Annotated in this window: 16 protein-coding genes and 1 tRNA gene; 13 read left to right on the top strand and 4 right to left on the bottom strand. The window is 72.4% G+C overall.

The genetic code is table 11. The features are described 5' to 3' along the window. Window positions 1-13: 13 nt before the first annotated feature. Entirely contained in the window at window positions 14-1,495 is a 1,482-nt protein-coding gene (locus JAV76_RS05390) for a cytochrome ubiquinol oxidase subunit I (RefSeq protein WP_198732991.1), read from the bottom strand. A gap of 526 nt (window positions 1,496-2,021) precedes the next feature. Between JAV76_RS05390 and JAV76_RS05385 the strand changes: the two genes are divergently transcribed. The 13 genes from JAV76_RS05385 (at window position 2,022) to JAV76_RS05325 (ending at window position 14,586) form a co-directional block, all read left to right on the top strand. Then, a complete protein-coding gene (locus tag JAV76_RS05385; RefSeq protein WP_198732990.1) occupies window positions 2,022-5,417 on the top strand; it encodes a ribonuclease E/G in 3,396 nt (1,131 codons plus the stop codon). Between the two features lie 288 nt (window positions 5,418-5,705). Continuing rightward, window positions 5,706-6,014 carry a 50S ribosomal protein L21 gene (rplU, locus tag JAV76_RS05380; protein ID WP_198733073.1) on the top strand — a complete coding sequence of 103 codons (309 nt, stop codon included), beginning with the start codon at window positions 5,706-5,708 and terminating at the stop codon, window positions 6,012-6,014. 76 nt (window positions 6,015-6,090) lie between these two features. After that, complete coding sequence (gene rpmA / locus JAV76_RS05375) at window positions 6,091-6,348, top strand: 50S ribosomal protein L27 (protein ID WP_198732989.1); 258 nt, start codon at window positions 6,091-6,093, stop codon at window positions 6,346-6,348. 144 nt (window positions 6,349-6,492) lie between these two features. After that, window positions 6,493-8,031, top strand: coding sequence for a GTPase ObgE (gene obgE / locus JAV76_RS05370; RefSeq protein WP_198732988.1), 1,539 nt, complete (start codon window positions 6,493-6,495; stop codon window positions 8,029-8,031). Between the two features lie 59 nt (window positions 8,032-8,090). After that, on the top strand, window positions 8,091-9,206 hold the full coding sequence (gene proB, locus JAV76_RS05365) for a glutamate 5-kinase (RefSeq protein WP_307844005.1): 1,116 nt from the start codon (window positions 8,091-8,093) through the stop codon (window positions 9,204-9,206). Then, complete coding sequence (locus JAV76_RS05360) at window positions 9,203-9,760, top strand: GNAT family N-acetyltransferase (protein WP_198732986.1); 558 nt, start codon at window positions 9,203-9,205, stop codon at window positions 9,758-9,760. The genes proB and JAV76_RS05360 overlap by 4 nt, the downstream gene beginning before the upstream one ends. A 9-nt stretch (window positions 9,761-9,769) precedes the next feature. After that, entirely contained in the window at window positions 9,770-11,071 is a 1,302-nt protein-coding gene (locus JAV76_RS05355) for a glutamate-5-semialdehyde dehydrogenase (protein ID WP_198732985.1), read from the top strand. 181 nt (window positions 11,072-11,252) lie between these two features. Further along, on the top strand, window positions 11,253-11,405 hold the full coding sequence (locus JAV76_RS05350; protein ID WP_198732984.1) for a hypothetical protein: 153 nt from the start codon (window positions 11,253-11,255) through the stop codon (window positions 11,403-11,405). Between the two features lie 20 nt (window positions 11,406-11,425). Beyond that, window positions 11,426-12,040, top strand: coding sequence for a nicotinate-nucleotide adenylyltransferase (gene nadD / locus JAV76_RS05345; protein ID WP_198732983.1), 615 nt, complete (start codon window positions 11,426-11,428; stop codon window positions 12,038-12,040). Beyond that, complete coding sequence (locus JAV76_RS05340; protein WP_198732982.1) at window positions 12,037-13,338, top strand: hypothetical protein; 1,302 nt, start codon at window positions 12,037-12,039, stop codon at window positions 13,336-13,338. Before nadD ends, JAV76_RS05340 begins: the two co-directional genes overlap by 4 nt. A gap of 9 nt (window positions 13,339-13,347) precedes the next feature. Then, complete coding sequence (gene rsfS, locus JAV76_RS05335; protein ID WP_198732981.1) at window positions 13,348-13,791, top strand: ribosome silencing factor; 444 nt, start codon at window positions 13,348-13,350, stop codon at window positions 13,789-13,791. Further along, entirely contained in the window at window positions 13,788-14,468 is a 681-nt protein-coding gene (locus JAV76_RS05330) for a histidine phosphatase family protein (protein ID WP_198732980.1), read from the top strand. Before rsfS ends, JAV76_RS05330 begins: the two co-directional genes overlap by 4 nt. Window positions 14,469-14,513: 45 nt before the next feature. Continuing rightward, window positions 14,514-14,586, top strand: a tRNA-Ala gene (locus JAV76_RS05325). 68 nt (window positions 14,587-14,654) lie between these two features. Here JAV76_RS05325 and JAV76_RS05320 read toward each other — a convergent pair. The 3 genes from JAV76_RS05320 to JAV76_RS05310 all read right to left on the bottom strand — a co-directional run bounded on the left by JAV76_RS05320 (window position 14,655) and on the right by JAV76_RS05310 (window position 18,309). Next, complete coding sequence (locus JAV76_RS05320) at window positions 14,655-15,071, bottom strand: VOC family protein (protein ID WP_198732979.1); 417 nt, start codon at window positions 15,069-15,071, stop codon at window positions 14,655-14,657. A gap of 134 nt (window positions 15,072-15,205) precedes the next feature. Beyond that, a complete protein-coding gene (locus tag JAV76_RS05315) occupies window positions 15,206-17,326 on the bottom strand; it encodes an iron ABC transporter permease (protein WP_198732978.1) in 2,121 nt (706 codons plus the stop codon). Next, entirely contained in the window at window positions 17,323-18,309 is a 987-nt protein-coding gene (locus JAV76_RS05310; RefSeq protein ID WP_198732977.1) for an ABC transporter substrate-binding protein, read from the bottom strand. Before JAV76_RS05310 ends, JAV76_RS05315 begins: the two co-directional genes overlap by 4 nt. Window positions 18,310-18,359: the final 50 nt, after the last annotated feature.

Here is an 18,359-nt window from a genome sequence, read left to right as displayed (position 1 = left end):
TTCTCGCGGGTGGTCAGTACGCGAACGACAGCGGCCGGTCGGTCGTGTCGTCGTCGCGTGCCTCGGGGGAGTCGTCGTGCACCTGCTCGGGGGCGCCCTCGACCATGTAGCGCCAGATGAGCCGGCCCCACACGATGGTCAGGGCGGTGTAGACGAGCGTGAAGATCACCATGGACGCGAGGACGACGCCGGGCCCCTGGGCCGTGGAGACGCCGCGCTCGGTGAGCATCCGGATCGAGTCGATGCCCGTGGGGTTGGGTGCGACGACCCAGGGCTGGCGACCCGTCTCGGTGAAGATCCACCCGAAGGACGACGCGAGGAACGGGGTGGGGATCGCCAGGAGGCCGACGCGTGCGAGCCACGGGTTGTCGCTGACGCGTCCCTTGCGGGTGAGCCACAGGGCGAGGACGGCGAGGGCCGCGGAGCCTGCGCCGAGGCCGATCATGAGCCGGAAGCTCCAGTACGTGAGGGCAAGGTTGGGGCTGTAGTCGACGGGGTTGCCGGCGGTGTCGACGTCGCCGTAGCGGTCCGTGTAGGCCGCCTGGATCTCCTCGATGCCGGGCAGGTAGGAGTCGAAGCTGCCGTCCGCGAGGTAGCTCGTGACGCCGGGGATCTTCAGGAGGTGGATGACACCTTCGCAGTCGTTGGAGAGGTCGCCGATGGTGAGGATGGAGAAGCTCGCCCCGTCCTCGCCCTCGCACAGCGCCTCGGCGGCGGCCATCTTCATGGGCTGCTGGTCGAACATGAGCTTGGCCTGGAAGTCGCCGGAGACGGCGATGCCCGCACCGGAGACGATCATGGCGACGAGCCCGAGGATCACGGCCGGGCGGTACACGTCGCGGGCGACGTCCTCGCGGCCGCGCCGCACCTCGCGGACCATCCACCAGGCGGCGATGCCCGCGACGAACGTCCCGGCGGTGAGCCACGCGGCGGTGATGGTGTGGGGGAAGGCGGCGAGGAGCGTCGAGTTGGTGAGGACGGCGACGACGTCGTTCATCTCCGCGCGACCGGTCTCGGGGTTGTAGATCGCGCCGACGGGGTGCTGCATCCAGGAGTTCGCGGCGAGGATGAAGTAGGCGGAGAGGTTCGTGGCGACGGCCACGGCCCAGATGCAGGCCACGTGGATCTTCTTGGGGAGCTTGTCCCACCCGAAGATCCACAGGCCGAGGAAGGTCGACTCGACGAAGAACGCCGCGAGGGCCTCCATGGCGAGGGGCGCCCCGAAGACGTCCCCGACGAAGCGCGAGTAGTCGCTCCAGTTCATCCCGAACTGGAACTCCTGGACGATCCCCGTGACGACGCCGATCGCGAAGTTGATGAGGAGGAGCTTGCCGAAGAACTTGGTGAGCTTGAGCCAGCGCTCGTCGCCCGTGCGGACCCACGCGGTCTGCATGGTGGCCACGAGGGGCGCCAGACCGATCGTCAGGGGGACGTAGAAGAAGTGATAGACGGTGGTGATGGCGAACTGCCACCGTGCTAGGTCCAGGACGTCCACGGTTCTCCTGAGGGGTTCGGACGGGTGCTCTGCGGGGGATCGAGTCGGGTCGAGACGTGCTGCGTTCGCGCTGGCGGACGACCTGTCGGCGCGTTCGAGATGACGTTATGACGTCTCGTGGGACCCCGATGGGACCAAGGTCCTGGGGTCGCCATCGGCCGCATCGCACGGTCTGTGACCTTGGTCTCTGGGGAACGGCCGGCGGGTGCGCTCCACGGGTTCGCGCCACGGCCCGACCCGCCGCCGCTCCACGCTGCGTCCGCGGCGCGCCGCTGTGCGATACTGGGACCGGCACGGGGACCCACACTCCTCGCACGCCGAGAGAGCTCGCAGCAACCGCGAATCGCGGATTGTGGTGCGCCGCAGCCGGGAGAATGGCCCGACCGCCTGGCGCACGCAGTCGCTCGCCCTTGCCGCACGCCGACCGACGACTTCCGTCGCAGCGACCGCGCTGACGACGACTGAACCGCCCCGAGGGCACCGCGGTGTGGGACGGCTCCTCTCGTGGGCACATGGAGCACACCACGTGACGCTCGACGACAACAGCACCGAGACCAACCAGACGCCGGCGAAGAAGCCGGCCCGCCGGCGGGTCACCCGCCAGGCGGCAGCACCCCGCGCCGTGACGGCCGAAGCATCCCCCGGCACGGACTCCACGCCCGCACCGCAGGCTGCGGCCTCTCCGGTGACCGACGCGGCGGCAGAGCCCGCGCGGACCGCCGAGGCGCCCGCCGAGAAGGCGACGACGGCCCCGCGACGCCGCGGCCGAGCCACGCGCTCCGCCGCTGCAGCCACAGCCTCGGAGCCCGCCGAGAGCGCTCCGTCCGACGACCGCGCCGCCGACGCTGACGCGGCAGACGGCGCGGGTGCCACCGCTGTCACCGCGGCCACCGACGACGCGCCTCCTGCGAAGCGCCCGGCAGCCCGGCGCAGCCGCTCCCGCAAGGCCTCGAGCGAGGCGCCTGCACCCGAGGCCTCGGCCCCGGAGGAGGCGGCGCCTGCAGCCCCGGAGGTGGAGCGTCCGGCGCTCGACGTCGTGGCCTCGGTGGAAGCGATGACGACCGCGGCCTCCGGCGAGTCCCAGGAGACCCCGGCCGCCGACGACACCGAGCCGGCGCCCCGTGCGTCGCGGGCACGCCGCTCCCGCGCTGCCGCGCGGAAGCAGGCGGCGCCCGAGCCCGCCCCGCAGGCCGACGAGGTCGTCTCCTCACCGGAAGACCAGCAGGCCGCTCCCGTCGAGCACGCGGAGGAGCCCACCGAGGCGCCGGCACGCTCCACGCGGACCCGGGGGAGCCGTCGCGCCACGCGCGGTTCTGCGACCTCCGCGGTGCGGACCGAGGAGCAGTCCGAGGAGAAGCAGCGTGCGGCCGCGCCGACGGTCGAGGAGGCCCCCGCGACGACCGACCGTACCGGCGAGCCGGAGACGGACGACGAGGCGCGGACCGAGGAGCCCGCGGCGCGCGCACCACGGACGGCGCTCCTGTTCCAGGCGCCGGACCCCGAGGCCGCGCGGCCCAGGCGTCGGCGCGCGCAGTCTCCTGCGGGCCCGCCGAAGCCGGTCGTGGAGGACGACACCGAGGACGACGAGTCGACCGAGGACGCGACCGAGCCCGATCGTGCGACGCCCACGGACGAGGCGCCCGCCGAGGAGCGCGGGACGGAGGCCGCTGCCGGCTCCGACGACGACACGGACGACGACACGGACGCCAACGGCTCCCCCCGACGTCGCCGACGCCGTGGTGGTCGTGGTCGTCGTAACCGCGGCGGGTCCGACAACCAGCGGACCGACGACGACTCGGACGACGAGGACGACGAGTCCACCGACGGTGACGACACCGCCGGGGACGACGGCGACCAGGACGCCGGCCAGCGGCGGTCGCGCCGCCGCGGGCGGTCCGCCGCCCGCGGCGAGGCCGACGACGAGACCGACACCCGGGACGACGAGAGCGACGCGGAGGACGGCGAGGACCACGAGTCCGGGTCGAGCCGTCGCCGTCGCCGCCGCCGTCGCGGCTCGCGCTCCGGCGAGCAGGACGCCGCTCCCGCCGCCTCGGCCGGTCGCCCGGCACGGGGTCGCACCGGGTCGGACGAGGTCACGGCGCTCAAGGGCTCGACGAGGCTCGAGGCGAAGCGCCAGCGGCGCCGCGAGGGTCGCGACGCCGGCCGTCGGCGCTCGATCATCACCGAGGCCGAGTTCCTCGCCCGCCGCGAGAGCGTCGAGCGCTCCATGATCGTCCGGGAGCGGAACGGTCGCACGCAGATCGCCGTCCTCGAGGACGGTGTGCTCGTCGAGCACTACGTGTCGCAGCAGTCGCAGGCGTCCATGGCGGGCAACGTGTACCTGGGTCGCGTCCAGAACGTCCTGCCCAGCATGGAGGCGGCGTTCGTCGACGTGGGCAAGGGGCGCAACGCCGTCCTCTACGCCGGTGAGGTCAACTGGGACGCGGTCGGCCTCGAGGGGCAGCCGCGGCGGATCGAGCAGGCCCTGAAGTCCGGGGACCCCGTCCTCGTCCAGGTGACCAAGGACCCGATCGGCCACAAGGGGGCGCGCCTGACGTCCCAGGTCACGCTCGCCGGTCGCTACCTCGTGTACGTCCCCGGCGGAGGGATGACCGGGATCTCCCGCAAGCTTCCCGACACGGAGCGTGCGCGGCTGAAGAAGATCCTGCGCGAGGTGGTCCCCGAGACCGCGGGCGTCATCGTGCGCACCGCTGCGGAGGGAGCGAGCGAGGCCGAGCTGCGCGCCGACATCGCCCGCCTCCAGGCGCAGTGGGAGGCCATCGAGAAGAAGGCGAAGAGCGCGTCCGCGCCGAGCCTCCTCCAGGGCGAGCCGGACCTCGCGATCCGCGTGGTCCGTGACATCTTCAACGACGACTTCACGTCGCTCACCGTGTCCGGTGACAGCGCGTGGTCGGAGATCTCGCAGTACGTCGACGACCTCGCCCCCGACCTCGCCGAGCGCGTGAAGCGCTGGACGAGCGAGAAGGACGTCTTCTCCGAGGCGCGGATCGACGAGCAGCTGGCCAAGGGGATGGACCGCAAGGTCTGGCTCCCGTCCGGCGGCTCGCTCGTCATCGACCGCACCGAGGCCATGACGGTCGTCGACGTGAACACCGGCAAGTTCACCGGGTCGGGCGGGACCCTCGAGGAGACGGTCACCCGCAACAATCTCGAGGCCGCCGAGGAGATCGTCCGGCAGCTCCGCCTGCGCGACATCGGCGGCATCATCGTCATCGACTTCATCGACATGGTCCTCGAGTCCAACCGCGACCTCGTGCTGCGACGGCTCGTGGAGTGCCTGGGACGTGACCGGACCAAGCACCAGGTGGCGGAGGTCACGTCCCTCGGGCTCGTGCAGATGACGCGCAAGCGGGTGGGGCAGGGGCTCGTCGAGGCGTTCAGCGAGACGTGCGACCACTGCAACGGCCGCGGGTTCATCGTCCACGACGAGCCGAACGAGAAGCACCACGGTGGTTCGGCGCCCACCGCGCCGGTGGCGTCCGAGGGGGCGGCCGAGCCCAAGCGCGCCCGTCGCAAGCGGGGCGGCAAGGACGGTGCGCCGGAGAGCGCGGGCACGGTCCCGGTGCTGCCCGAGGCCCGCGAGGCGGTCAAGGCCACCCTCGCGACGATCGCGGCGGCAGCCGCGCACGCGCACGAGCACGACGAGCACGACGCTGCTGAGCAGGGGGACGTCCTGCACGCCGCACCTGCGGGCGACGGGGACGCCTCGGGCGAGCAGCTCGAGCCGACCCCCGTGGCTGAGGTCGCCGCGGACCGCGAGGAGCGGTCGGACGTCGGTACGGGCCCGGTCGCGGAGCGTGCCGCTGCGCTCGACGTCGTGGCGGAGATCCGTGCGTCCCGCGAGCGAGAGGCGAGCGCCGCCGACGAGGCGACGTCTCCCCAGGCGGGCACGGACGTCTGACGTCCGTGCCCGTCCGCGGCTCCTCCGGGACGGAGGGGCAGGGGTGCGTGCCGGCCTCCTCCAGCCTCAGAGGGGTGACCGGCGATGTGACTCGCCCCAATGAGTAAGGCATGATGAACGGCGGAGCCGTGCGGCTCCGTTCCAGCTCGGGTCGAACTTGACCCAGAGGCCAAGATTCCGTAATCTTGACCGTCGGCGCGTTTTGGTGCGCGCTGGTCCCCGCGTGCTCCCGAGGTCTTCACCTTGGTGATGAGCACGCCGCAGAGACTAAGAGAGATGAGCAGCAACGTGGTGTACGCGATCGTCAAGGCCGGTGGCCGCCAGGAGAAGGTTTCCGTCGGCGACGTCGTCGTCGTCGACCGACTTTCGGGCGACGCAGGCGAGTCCATCGAACTTCCCGCGCTGCTCCTGGTCGACGGGGAGCAGGTGACCACCGACGCGGAGAAGCTTGCGAAGGTCAAGGTCACCGCAGAGATCGTTCGGGACGAGAAGGGCCCGAAGATCATCATCCTCAAGTACAAGAACAAGACCGGGTACCGCAAGCGTCAGGGCCACCGTCAGAAGTTGACGCGCCTCAAGGTCACCGGAATCAAGTGATCCTCCGGGCGCCTGCTCCACGGAGCGGACGCCCGAGCCCCTTCAGACACTCTTCAGCAGGAAAGCAGGAACCGCCATGGCACACAAGAAGGGCGCGAGCTCGTCGCGCAACGGTCGCGACTCGAACGCACAGCGCCTCGGTGTCAAGCGCTTCGGTGGTCAGCTCGTCGGTGCAGGCGAGATCATCGTCCGCCAGCGCGGCACCCACTTCCACCCCGGCAACAACGTCGGACGCGGCGGGGACGACACCCTCTTCGCGCTCACCCCGGGTGCCGTCCAGTTCGGCACGCGTCGTGGCCGCAAGGTCGTCGACATCGTCGAGGCTGCTGTCTGAGCCGTAGGCTGCATCACAGTACTTCCGGAGAGGGGTGCACCGTTCGGTGCGCCCCTCTCTTCTGTTCGCACGACACGCACCGCGAGAGCGAGATCCTCCTGGCGACGCCCAGGCACCGCACCGCGCTTCACGATTGGTAGATCCATGGCTTCCTTCGTCGACCGAGTGGTCCTGCACGCCTCCGGCGGGAGCGGCGGAAACGGCTGCGCATCGATCCACCGCGAGAAGTTCAAGCCCCTCGCCGGCCCCGACGGTGGCAACGGCGGCAACGGGGGATCCGTCATCCTGCGCGTCGACGCCCAGGTCACCACCCTCCTCGAGTACCACCACTCCCCGCACCGCCACGCGGCGTCCGGGACGCAGGGCATGGGTGACCACCGGCAGGGATCCAACGGTGAGGACCTCGTCCTCGCCGTCCCCTCGGGCACCGTCGTCAAGGACCGCGAGGGCACCGTCGTCGCCGACCTCGTCGGCGACGGCGCAGAGCTCGTCATCGCCCCCGGAGGGCACGGAGGCCTTGGGAACGCCGCGCTGTCCTCCAAGCGGCGCAAGGCGCCCGGCTTCGCGCTCCTCGGCGAGCCCGGCGAGGAGGCAGACGTCGTCCTCGAGCTCAAGACGATCGCCGACGTCGCCCTCGTGGGCTACCCCAGCGCCGGTAAGTCGAGCCTCATCGCGGCCATCTCCGCAGCGCGCCCCAAGATCGCCGACTATCCCTTCACCACCCTCGTGCCCAACCTCGGCGTCGTCCAGGCGGGGGAGACCCGATACACCGTCGCCGACGTCCCTGGCCTCATCCCCGGCGCGAGCGAGGGGAAGGGGCTCGGCCTGGAGTTCCTCCGCCACGTCGAGCGCTGCGCCGTGCTCGTGCACGTCCTCGACTGCGCGACCCTCGAGCCGGACCGCGACCCCCTGAGCGACCTCGACGTCATCGAGGCCGAGCTTGCCGCCTACGCCGGCGACCTCGGGATCACCGGGGTCCGGATCCCCCTCACGGAGCGCCCCCGCGTCGTGGTGCTCAACAAGATCGACGTCCCCGAGGGCCGCGAGCTCGCCGAGATGGTGCGCCCCGACCTCGAGGCGCGCGGCGTCAAGGTGTTCGAGGTCTCCGCCGTGAGCCACGAAGGTCTACGAGCCCTGACCTACGTGCTCGGCGAGTACGTGGACCGTGCACGCAAGGCCGCACCGGCACCCGAGGCCGCTCGCGTCGTCCTCCGCCCCAAGGCCGTCGACGACAAGGGCTTCACCGTCACCCGCAAGGAGGCCGGCGGTCGTCCCTTCTTCGAGGTCCGGGGCGTCAAGCCCGAGCGCTGGGTCCGCCAGACGGACTTCTCCAACGACGAGGCGGTCGGCTACCTCGCCGACAGGCTCGCGACCCTCGGCGTCGAGGAGAAGCTCTTCAAGGTGGGAGCCGTCGCCGGCGACGAGGTGCGCATCGGGCCCGAGCACAACGCCGTGATCTTCGACTGGGAGCCGACGCTCATCACGGGCTCTGAGCTCCTCGGAGGCCCTCGAGGCACCGACCTGCGTCTCGAGGACACCAGTCGCCCCACCCGTGGGGACAAGCGCCGCCAGTACACGGAGCGCATGGACGCCAAGGCCGAGGCCCGGGCAGAGCTGTGGACCGAGCGTGAGGCCGGCGTGTGGACGGACCCCGATGTGGACGGACCTGCGACGAACCCCTGACCTGCGACAGAATGGGCTGCGTGAACGATAATCAGGCCAGACCACTGACCCGAACGTCCATGCGCGACGCCCATCGCGTCGTCATCAAGATCGGATCCTCGTCCCTCACGGGAGAGGACGGGCGCCTCGACGGCGCCGCGCTCCACGCCCTCGTCGACGTCATCGCCGCGCGACGCGCGGCGGGGCACGAGGTGCTGCTCATCACATCCGGGGCCATCGCGGCGGGGCTCGCCCCGCTCGGGCTGAGTGCCCGCCCGGGTGATCTCGCGACCGCCCAGGCAGCAGCCTCCGTGGGGCAGGGACTTCTCGTCGCCCGCTACACGGAGGCTTTCGCGTCTCACGGGCTGCGCGTCGCGCAGGTCCTCCTCACGGCGGAGGACACCATCCGCCGCGGTCACTACCGCAACGTCCAGCGCTCCCTCGAGCGCCTCCTCGACCTGGGCGTCGTGCCCATCATCAACGAGAACGACGCGGTGGCCACCGGCGAGATCCGCTTCGGTGACAACGACAGGCTCGCCTCGCTCGTCTCGCACCTCGTGCACGCCGACGCCATGATCCTCCTCACGGACGTCGACGGACTCTACGACGGCAACCCGGCGCTCCCCGGCACCAGCCGCATCCCGGAGGTCCTCAGCCCGGCCGACATCGCCGACGTCGACGCGAGCAGCAAGGGGAGCTCCGTCGGCACCGGGGGGATGCTCACCAAGCTCGAGGCCGTCTCCATCGCGACGTCCACCGGGGTCCCCGTCGTGCTCACCAAGGCTGAGAACGTGGCGCAGGCGCTCGCCGGGGAGGACGTGGGCACGTGGTTCGCCGTGACAGGGCGCCGCATGACCCGACGACGCCTGTGGCTGCGGTACGCCGCGCGGGCACGCGGGCGCCTTGTCCTCGACGAGGGGGCCGTCCGCGCCGTGCTCGCCGGACGGGCCTCGCTGTTGCCGGCCGGGATCACGGGGGTCGAAGGGGACTTCGAGTCGTCGGACCCGGTGGAGCTCGTCGACCCGGCGGGCAAGGTCGTGGCCCGGGGGCTCGTGTCCTACGACTCCCAGGAGCTCCCCGAGCTCCTGGGGCGGACCACGCCGGACCTCAGGGACGACCTCGGCGAAGGCTACGACCGTGCCGTGGTGCACCGTGACGACCTCGTCCTCGTGAGGAAGCCCCGCAGGTCCGCATGACCGCGCCGGTGGTCCGGGAGGCGCGCGCCGACGAGCACGCCGAGGTCGGGCGGGTCACGCAGACAGGGTTCGACGCGGGCCCCTACGGCGTGGCGACCGACCCCGACCGGGTCGCGCTGCTGCACGACGCCGCGGGGCGCGCCCGTGACGGCGCGCTCCTCGTCGCGCTCGGCGCGGACGGACGCATCGTCGGCACCGCCAGCGTGCTGCGCCCCGGGACCACCTACGCCCGCAACGCGGCCGACGACGAGGCCGAGCTCCGGCTCCTCACGGTCCTGCCCGAAGGGCGGGGCCGAGGGGTCGGGGCGCTCCTCGTCACCGAGGCCGTCCGGCACGCGCGCTCCTGGGGGATGCGTGCCCTCGTCCTCGACACGGGCCCCACCAACCCCGCGCTGCGCCTCTACGTGCGGCTCGGGTTCGTGCGCGTCCCCGAGAGGGAGACCACGCACGTCCGGGGCCTCGGGACGCTCCGCTTCTACTCGTTCCCCCTGGTGACGCCGCACGGCAGCGACCACCGAGCGGACGCGGGTGACTCCTCCCAGGACGGTCGTTAGCCTGGAGGGATGACACAGACTGCTGAGAAGACCAGCGCCACCAGCGCCGACGTGACGGAGGCAGTGCTGGCGGTGGCCCGCCGCGCCAAGACCGCATCACGATCTCTCGCGACCGCCACGCGCGCGACCAAGGACGCCGCCCTCCTCGCCCTCGCGGACGCCCTCGTGGACGCCACCCCGGAGATCGTCGCAGCCAACGCCGAGGACCTCGAGCGCGGACGCGAGGCAGGGACGTCTCCCGGGCTCCTCGACCGCCTCGCCCTCGACCCCGCCCGGATCGCTGGCATCGCCGACGCCCTCCGTGAGCTCGCGGCGCTCCCCGACCCCGTCGGAGAGGTCGTCCGCGGCAGCACGCTCCCCAACGGCCTGCGCCTGCGCCAGGTCCGCGTGCCCATGGGTGTCGTCGGGATGATCTACGAGGCACGACCCAACGTGACCGTCGACGCCGCGGGCCTCGCGCTCAAGAGCGGGAACGCCGTCATCCTCCGCGGGGGGAGCGCGGCGGCACGCTCGAACGAGGTCATCGTCGACGTGCTCGGTCGGGCGCTCGCGGCCCGCGGGCTCCCGCAGGACCTCGTCCAGTCGATCGACGCGCACGGCCGTCCCGGTGGGGTGGCGCTCATGCACGCCCGCGGTCTCGTCGACGTGCTCGTCCCGCGCGGCGGGGCGGACCTCATCCGCACGGTCGTCCAGGAGTCGACCGTGCCGGTCATCGAGACGGGCGTCGGGAACTGCCACGTGTTCGTCGACGAGAGCGCGGACACGGCGACCGCCGTCGAGATCGTCCTCAACTCGAAGACCCACCGGGTGGGCGTGTGCAACGCCGCCGAGACGCTCCTCGTCCACGCGGACGCCGCGGAGCGCGTGCTGCCGGCCGTCCTCGCGGCGCTCGGGAGCGCCGGGGTGACGCTGCACGCGGACGACGCCGCTGCGCGCCTCGCCCCCGAGGGCGTCGAGGTCGTCCCGGCGACCGACGAGGACTGGGCGACGGAGTACCTGTCCCTCGACATCGCGGTCCGGGTGGTCGACGACCTCGACGAGGCGCTGGAGCACATCCGCACGTGGTCGTCGGGTCATACCGAGGCGATCGTCACCCGGGACCTGGCGTCCTCGGAACGGTTCGTCGCCGAGCTGGACTCGGCCGCGGTGATGGTCAACGCGTCGACGCGGTTCACCGACGGCGGGCAGTTCGGGCTCGGGGCCGAGATCGGCATCTCCACCCAGAAGCTCCACGCCCGCGGCCCCATGGGCCTCGGTGAGCTGACCACCACCAAGTGGATCGTCAACGGTGACGGGCACGTCCGCCCCTGATCCGTCTTCACTGAACCTCCACCCGGCGTGTGGGTGAATGGTCTCCGGACGGTGAAGTCACCGGGTCAGAATGCCGACAGGGCTCGTGAGAGACTAGACGTTCCAGCCAGGCTCGCCGTCCGGGGTGAGCGACCGACGCGGTGCCGTGCGGGCCGCAAGTCTTGCAATCCAGGAGGATGACGTGTTCTCAGCAGCACTCGTGGCCGCAGAAGAGTCCGAGGTCGTGACCCACCTGGCGATCCCGCCGGTCGCGTTCGGCCTCACCGCGTTCGCCGTCCTCGGTGGTCTCCTGGCCGTCACCTACGCGTTCCGCAGCGTGTGGACGCGTCACTGACCACTGGGACCCCGGGGCTGATGACTTCTCACCGTCGCAGGGTCGGCGTCATGGGCGGCACCTTCGACCCGATCCACCACGGTCACCTCGTCGCGGCCAGCGAGGTGGCCGCGCGCCTCGACCTCGACGAGGTCGTCTTCGTGCCGACGGGGCAGCCGACGTTCAAGCAGGACCGCGAGGTCACAGCTGCCGAGCACCGGTATCTCATGACGGTCATCGCCACGGCGTCGAACCCGCGGTTCACCACGAGCCGCGTGGACATCGAGCGGCCGGGGCTCACGTACACGGTGGACACCTTGCGCGACCTGCGGGCTCAGCGGCCGGACGTCGACTACTTCTTCATCACGGGTGCTGACGCCCTCGCGCAGATCCTCACCTGGAAGGACAGCGAGGAGCTGTGGTCTATGGCGCACTTCGTGGCCGTCACCCGGCCGGGCCACCACCTCTCCGTGGCAGGCCTGCCGCCGAACGTCGTCACCGAGCTGGAGATCCCGGCGCTCGCGATCTCGTCCACCGACTGCCGCGCACGGGCGCGGGCAGGTGAGCCGGTCTGGTACCTGGTTCCCGACGGGGTCGTCCAGCACATCGCCAAGTACGGTCTGTACCGTGAGCCGGCTGCGATGGTCGCCTCATGACGTCGGAGAACGGGGTGCCCCTCACCCGACGCCAGATCCGTGAGCAGGAGGCCGCCCGCGCCGCCGCTGCGGCCCGCGAGTCCGCGCCGCAGGTGGCGCCGCCCGCGCAGGCGAGCCGTCCGCAGCAGCCGGTGGCACAGCAGCCTCCGGCGAGGTCGCCGCAGCCCCAACGTGGGCAGCAGGCGCCCGCCGCGCGGTCCGCACAGCGGCCGACGCAGCAGGACACCGACGCGCAGCAGCGAGCATGGCGTCAGGCGGCCCCGGGCGCCCAGCCGCCTGCCAGGCAGGCGGCACCCGCTGCGCCCCAGGGGCCCTCGACGAGCAGGGTGGGTCAGGGGCGTGCCCCGGTGGAGCCGGAACGGACGTCGGCCGCACAGTCCTTGTCGCGGCGCGCCCTGCGGGAGCAGGTCCCGCAGTCACGGCCCATGGTCGTCGCACCCGAGCAGTCGACGGCCATCCGGACCGTCGACGAGACGGGTGAGCTGTCCGCGATCCGGGCGATGGACCGTCGACCGGGTGACACCGGCCAGTCGGCGCCCGTGCGGGGCGGGGCGCAGGCGCCGGTCCGCGACCACGCGCGCTCCGCTCCCACCCGTCCTGCTGCGCGTCCGCCCGAGCGCCAGCCGGTGGTGCGCCAGCCCGTGGTGCGTCAGCCGGCCCAGCAGCCCCACCAGCCTCAGCAGTCGCAGCAGACCCAGTGGCCCGGGGCGGGGGCTGGTGCCGCTGGGGCGGTCCAGCCCGACCGTGCGCCGTCGGGCCTCCTCGGTGCCGACCAGCCCCGCAGGCCGTGGCCACCGGTCGAGCCCGGTGGGTCCCGGACGCCCATCCGTGGCGTGGAGGCAGTGCAGGCCCCCGCCGAGCCCCTGTTCGAGCAGCGCGTCTCGGCCCCGCCCGTGGAGCCTGAACCCCACGCCGACCCCGAGCCGCTCGCGGACGCCGACGAGCTCTTCCCGACGCTGCCGCGCTGGGACGCCATCACGTCGACGGGGTCCGACGAACCGCCGACCGCCCGCCCGTCGACACGGTCGAGCGTCCGTGCCCTCGACGAGGACGACCGGCTCGACGAGGACGATCTCGACGAGGACGACTTCGACGACGACGATCTTGACGACGAGCCGGACCACAAGTACACGTGGTTGCACTATCTGATCCTCGTCGCGGTAGCGTTCGTCCTGGGACTGATCATCTGGAAGGTCGGCCTGGAGGGCCGCGACGTCGCGTCGTCGGACGGCTCGTCCACCGGGGGAACGGGAGTGGCTCTCGTGTCACCCGACACCTCGCACCACCCGTATCTCTGAAGGAGAGCTGTGCCTGCAACTGAGCGTGCCGTCGACCTGGCCATCGCCGCCGCCCGCGCGGCGTCGTCGCGCAAGGCGGCCGAGATCATCGCCCTCGACGTGAGCGAGCAGCTGGTCCTCACGGACGTGTTCCTCATCGCGTCGGGGAACAACGAGCGGCAGGTCTCGGCGATCGTGGACGCCGTGGAGGAGGCCCTCCACGCGGAGGGCGTGAAGCCCATCCGCCGCGAGGGCCGTTCCGAGGCCCGCTGGGTCCTGCTCGACTTCGGCGACATCGTGGTGCACGTCCAGCACTCCGAGGACCGGGTCTACTACGCCCTCGAGCGCCTCTGGAAGGACTGCCCCGTCGTGGAGCTGCCCGAGGACGCACGGGGTGGCGACGGCACGGCTCCGGAGTACGAGCCCGACGACTTCGGGTACCCCCTGACCTCGAGCGAGGACGTCGACGAGTGAGCGTCGGCTCCGTCGTCCTCCTGCGGCACGGGCGCACCGCCTACAACGCCGCGGGACGCCTGCAGGGCCAGGTGGACATCCCCCTCGACGAGGTGGGGCTGTGGCAGGCCGAGCAGGGGGCGGCGGCGCTCGCCGTCCTGCACGAGCCGACGCGCGTGGTCGCGTCGGACCTCGTGCGCGCGGCGGCGACCGCCGAGCACTACGCGAAGGTCACCGGTGCGGAGATCTCCCTCGACCCGCGGCTGCGCGAGCGCAGCTTCGGTGACTGGGAGGGGCTCGAGCGCGACGAGATCGAGGCGCGCTGGCCCGAGGAGTTCGACGTGTGGCGACGCGGGCACGAGCCGCAGGGCGTGAACGTCGAGGCGCGCGCGGCGGTCGCGTCGCGGATGGTCGAGGCGATCGAGGCCCACGGCAACGACCTGGGACCCTCGGACACGCTCGTGGTGGTGTCCCACGGGGCCGCGATCACGATCGCGGTGACCGCGCTGCTCGGGCTCGACCCGGACGCGTGGCGGGGGCTCTCCGGGCTGAACAACGTGCACTGGTCCTGCGTGGAGCGTGCGAGGTCCGGATCGGTCACCGGATGGCGCCTCACGGCGCACAACAGTGGTGCCGGATATGCCCCGGATGCGTGGAACGCGGGCCCCGATTGGAATTTGGAGCCGACTTCGTCCTAAGATTACGACGCTTCGGAAACGAAGCGCCGGACTCTCCGGAGTCTCGGGGCTGTGGCGCAGCTGGTAGCGCACCTGCATGGCATGCAGGGGGTCAGGGGTTCGAGTCCCCTCAGCTCCACCGAACGACGAAGGGCCCGACCATCACGGTCGGGCCCTTCGTCGTTGAGACGGCTACGTTGAGCACGGCTACGCGGCGGGCGCGGAGATGTTCACCATCCACTCGACACCGAACCGGTCGGTGACCATCCCGAAGATGTCGCCCCAGGGCGACGGTTCCAACGGTGCGGTGACGGTGCCCCCGTCACCGAGGCCGTCCCAGTAGCCGCGCAGTTCCGGCTCGTCGTCGCCGCTCAGGGCGAGCTGCACCCATGGGCGCTCGGTCCTGGGCATGCGCGCGGGTGTGTCGGCGGCCATGAGCACGAACCCGCTCGTCGTGGTGAGCATGGCGTGCATGACCTTGTCGGCGTCCCGGGGGTCGTGGCCGGGGTGACCCTCGGCGTATGTGCCGACGGCGAGCTCACCCCCGAACACCCGCTGGTAGTGCTCCATGGCCTGGCGGGCGGTGTCCTCGAAGCTCAGGTGCGGGGCGAGCTGGGTGCTCATGGGTCCTCCGTGCGTCGGTGCGAGAAGGTGACGCGTCCAGGATGGCACCACGGCACGCAGGATCGCTAGAGGCCCATCAGGGCGCCGCGGTGTCCCTCAGGCGCCACACCCGACGTGGGACGGCTGCGGAGGGCCTATCGGGAGCTGCGCTGCCGCCAGAGGAGCCACACGAAGTACGGGGCGCCGATGAGCGCGGTGGTGAGCCCGGCGGGGATCTGGGCGGGTGCGATGACGGTGCGGCCCAGGGTGTCGGCGACGCTCACGAGGAGGGCGCCGAGGAGCATGGCGACGGGCAGGGTGCGTGCGGAGCGCGATCCGACGAGGGCACGGGCGGCGTGCGGGGCGACGAGCCCCACGAAGCCGACGACCCCGACCGCGCAGACGGCTCCGGCGGTGACGACGACGGTGCCGGCGAGGAGGAGCAGCCGGGTGCGCTCGACGTCGACGCCGAGGGCGCGGGGGGTGTCCTCGTCGAGGGAGAGGACGTCCATCTCCCTCCGGTGGACGAGGGCGAGGGGCGTGACGACGACGAGTGCGATGAGGACGGGGAGGACGTGCGACAGGGTGCGCCCGTACGTGGACCCGGAGAGCCACGTGAGGGCGGCGTTCACGTTCCAGGGGGCGGCGACGACGATGACGAGGGTGGTGAGCGCGGCGGCGCCTGCGCTCATGCCGACGCCGATGAGGACGAGGCGGTCGGAGCTGAGCCCGCCGCGGTGCGCGAGGAGGTAGACGATGGTGAAGGTGACGAACGCGCCGGCGGTGGAGGCGGCGGACAGGATCCACACGGGCGCCCCGGGCACGAGGAGGATGACGCACACGGCGCCGAGGCCTGCGCCTGCTGTGACGCCGAGGAGGCTGGGTTCGGCGAGAGGGTTGCGGCAGACGGCCTGCACCATGGTCCCGGCGAGCCCGAGCCCGGCGCCGGCGAGGAGGGCGGCGAGGACGCGGGGGACGCGCTGGTCGAGGACGAATCCGACCTGCCGGCCGGCCTGTCCGCCGGCCCAGTTGGCGACGTCCCCGAGGAGCAGCAGGCGGTCCCCGAGGAGGAGGGCGGCGACGACGGCACCGACGAGGAGGACGACGAGGGTCGAGGCGACGACGACGGCGCGGCGCACGGTGCGTGGGCGGACGTGCGCGGTGCTGCCGCCGGCGGCGGGTCCGGAGTCGCGCATGCGTCGGGCGAGGATCACCAGGGTGGCGGCGCCGAAGACGGTGGTGACGATGCCGGTGGGCACGGCGGCGCTGAGCTGGCCGGGCAGCACGATCCGCAGGAGCACGTCGGCCCCGAGGACGACGACGACGCCGGTGAGGGCCGCGAGGGGCAGGAGCGTGGTGTGCCGGCTGAGGCCGGGGACCGTGCGGGCGACGAGCCGCGCGAGGACGGGTGCGCAGAGCCCGACGAAGCCGATGGGGCCTGCGACGGTGACGGCCGCTGCGGCGAGGAGCACGGCGACGCCGACGGTGAGGACGCGGGTGGTGCGGACGTCGACGCCGAGGACGCGTGCGGCGTCGTCGCCGAGGGCGAGGAGGTCGAGGCGGTGGGCGAGGACAGCGAGGCCGAGGAGCCCGGCGACGACGACGGGAGCCGCGAGGGCCACGGTGCGTGTCCCGGACTGGACGACGGACCCGCTGCCCCAGACGAACAGCCCGAGGGTCTCCTGCTCGAAGATCACGAGGAGGACGCTCGTCAGCGCGCTCAGCGCGAGGGTGGTGGCGGAGCCGGCGAGGATGAGCCGGGTGGGGCCGGAGCCCCCGCCGCGGGCGAGGGCGAGCACGAGCCCGGCGGCGGTGAGGCCACCGGCGAAGGCGAGGAGCCCGGAGAGGTAGAAGGGCACGGTGATGCCGAGCACGGCGGCGAGGACGACGGTGAGGTATCCGCCGGCGTTCACGGCGAGCGTGTCGGGGGAGGCGAGGGGGTTGCGCGCGACGGACTGCAGCGCGGCGCCCGCGGCGCCGAGGGCGGCGCCGACGAGGATCCCGGCGAGGAGCCGGGGGAGGCGTGAGGCGACGAGCACGGCGGCGGCCTGGCTCTCGCCGTCGAGCCCGAGCACCGCGCGGACCACGTCGGCGATGCTCAGGTCCGCGGTGCCCTGCGTGAGGTGCACAGCGGCGAGGAGGAGGGTGACGAGGAGGACGGCGGCGAAGATGCCGCCGGTGCGCAGGAGCGGGTGGTGACCGGTGATCTCCGGCTTCTCACCGAGCGGTCCGGTGGCGAGCGGGAGGTCGCCCACCCGCTCCTGCGCGGTGCTCACGCGGTGAGCGCGGAGACGAGGGCGTCGATGTACGCCTCGGCCGAGGCGGGACCGCCGAACATCCAGATGCCCACCGGGGTGCGGTGCACGTTCCCGGAGGTGACGAAGGGCAGCTGCTCCCAGACGGCGTTGCCCTCGAGGGCGTCGGTGAAGTCGTCGTCCTCGCTCGCGGTGTGGAAGAAGTGGAGGTCCTCCTCGCCGCTGAGGACGGTGAGGCCCTCGACGTCGGTGGTCGCGAGCCCGTAGTCGGGGTCGCCCTCGCCGGTCCAGCCGTTGACGAGGCCGAGCTCGTCGGCGATGGCCCCGAAGAACGACCCGGAGGTGTACATGCGGACCTGGACGGCGCCGTTGTTCACCCAGCCGTCGGCGATGGTGAAGGTGGCCCCTGCGACGCCGGCCTCCTCGAGCTCGGCAGTGGCCGCGGCGACCTTCTCGTCGAAGGACGCGAGGAGCTCCTCGCCGGTCTCGGTGGTGCCGGTGGCTGCGGCGAGCGTCTCGACGGTGCTGCGCATGTACCCGATGGGGTCGGCGCCGTCGGAGCCGCGGAGCAGGACGACGGGGGCGATGTCCTCGAGCTGGTCGACGACGGTGTCGGCGGTGTCGGTGGTCACCGCGATGAGGTCGGGCTCGAGCGCGGAGATCGCGTCGAGGCTCGCCTCGCCGCGCGTCCCGACGTCCGGGGTGGAGGGGTCGAGGGGCGCGGTGGTCACCCACGTGTTGTAGCCCTCGACGTCGGCCTGCCCGACGATGGTCGCGCCGAGCGCGACGAGGTTCTCGGTGAGGCCCCACTCGAGGGAGACGACGGCGGTGGCGGGTGCGTCGAGGGTGTGCTCGCCGCGCTCGTCGGTGTAGGTGACGGGGCCGCTCGCGGCTGCGGTGCCGGTGGTCTCTGCCGGGGCGTTCTCGGTGGTGCCGCACGCGGTGAGCGCGAGGGTTGCGGCGAGGAGCGCCGCGGGCACGGCGAGGAGTCGGGTGGGGCGCATGGGTGTCCTTCTTCTGTGTGCTCGGCGGGGGCGCCGAGGCGTGCGGTATC

Origin of the sequence: Sanguibacter suaedae (assembly GCF_016342785.1) — a bacterium.
Classification (GTDB): Bacteria; Actinomycetota; Actinomycetes; order Actinomycetales; family Cellulomonadaceae; genus Sanguibacter; species Sanguibacter suaedae.
Note: the sequence above shows the minus strand (reverse complement) of the source record. Positions and strands in the feature narration are given on the sequence as shown.

Excerpts from the sequence above, each read along its gene's own strand:
- rpmA (WP_198732989.1), top strand. The coding sequence starts at position 6,091 with ATGGCACACAAGAAGGGCGCGAGCTCGTCGCGCAACGGTCGCGACTCG.
- obgE (WP_198732988.1), top strand. The coding sequence starts at position 6,493 with ATGGCTTCCTTCGTCGACCGAGTGGTCCTGCACGCCTCCGGCGGGAGC.
- proB (WP_307844005.1), top strand. The coding sequence starts at position 8,091 with ATGCGCGACGCCCATCGCGTCGTCATCAAGATCGGATCCTCGTCCCTC.
- JAV76_RS05360 (WP_198732986.1), top strand. The coding sequence starts at position 9,203 with ATGACCGCGCCGGTGGTCCGGGAGGCGCGCGCCGACGAGCACGCCGAG.
- JAV76_RS05355 (WP_198732985.1), top strand. The coding sequence starts at position 9,770 with ATGACACAGACTGCTGAGAAGACCAGCGCCACCAGCGCCGACGTGACG.
- nadD (WP_198732983.1), top strand. The coding sequence starts at position 11,426 with ATGACTTCTCACCGTCGCAGGGTCGGCGTCATGGGCGGCACCTTCGAC.
- JAV76_RS05340 (WP_198732982.1), top strand. The coding sequence starts at position 12,037 with ATGACGTCGGAGAACGGGGTGCCCCTCACCCGACGCCAGATCCGTGAG.
- JAV76_RS05320 (WP_198732979.1), bottom strand. The coding sequence starts at position 15,071 with ATGAGCACCCAGCTCGCCCCGCACCTGAGCTTCGAGGACACCGCCCGC.
- JAV76_RS05310 (WP_198732977.1), bottom strand. The coding sequence starts at position 18,309 with ATGCGCCCCACCCGACTCCTCGCCGTGCCCGCGGCGCTCCTCGCCGCA.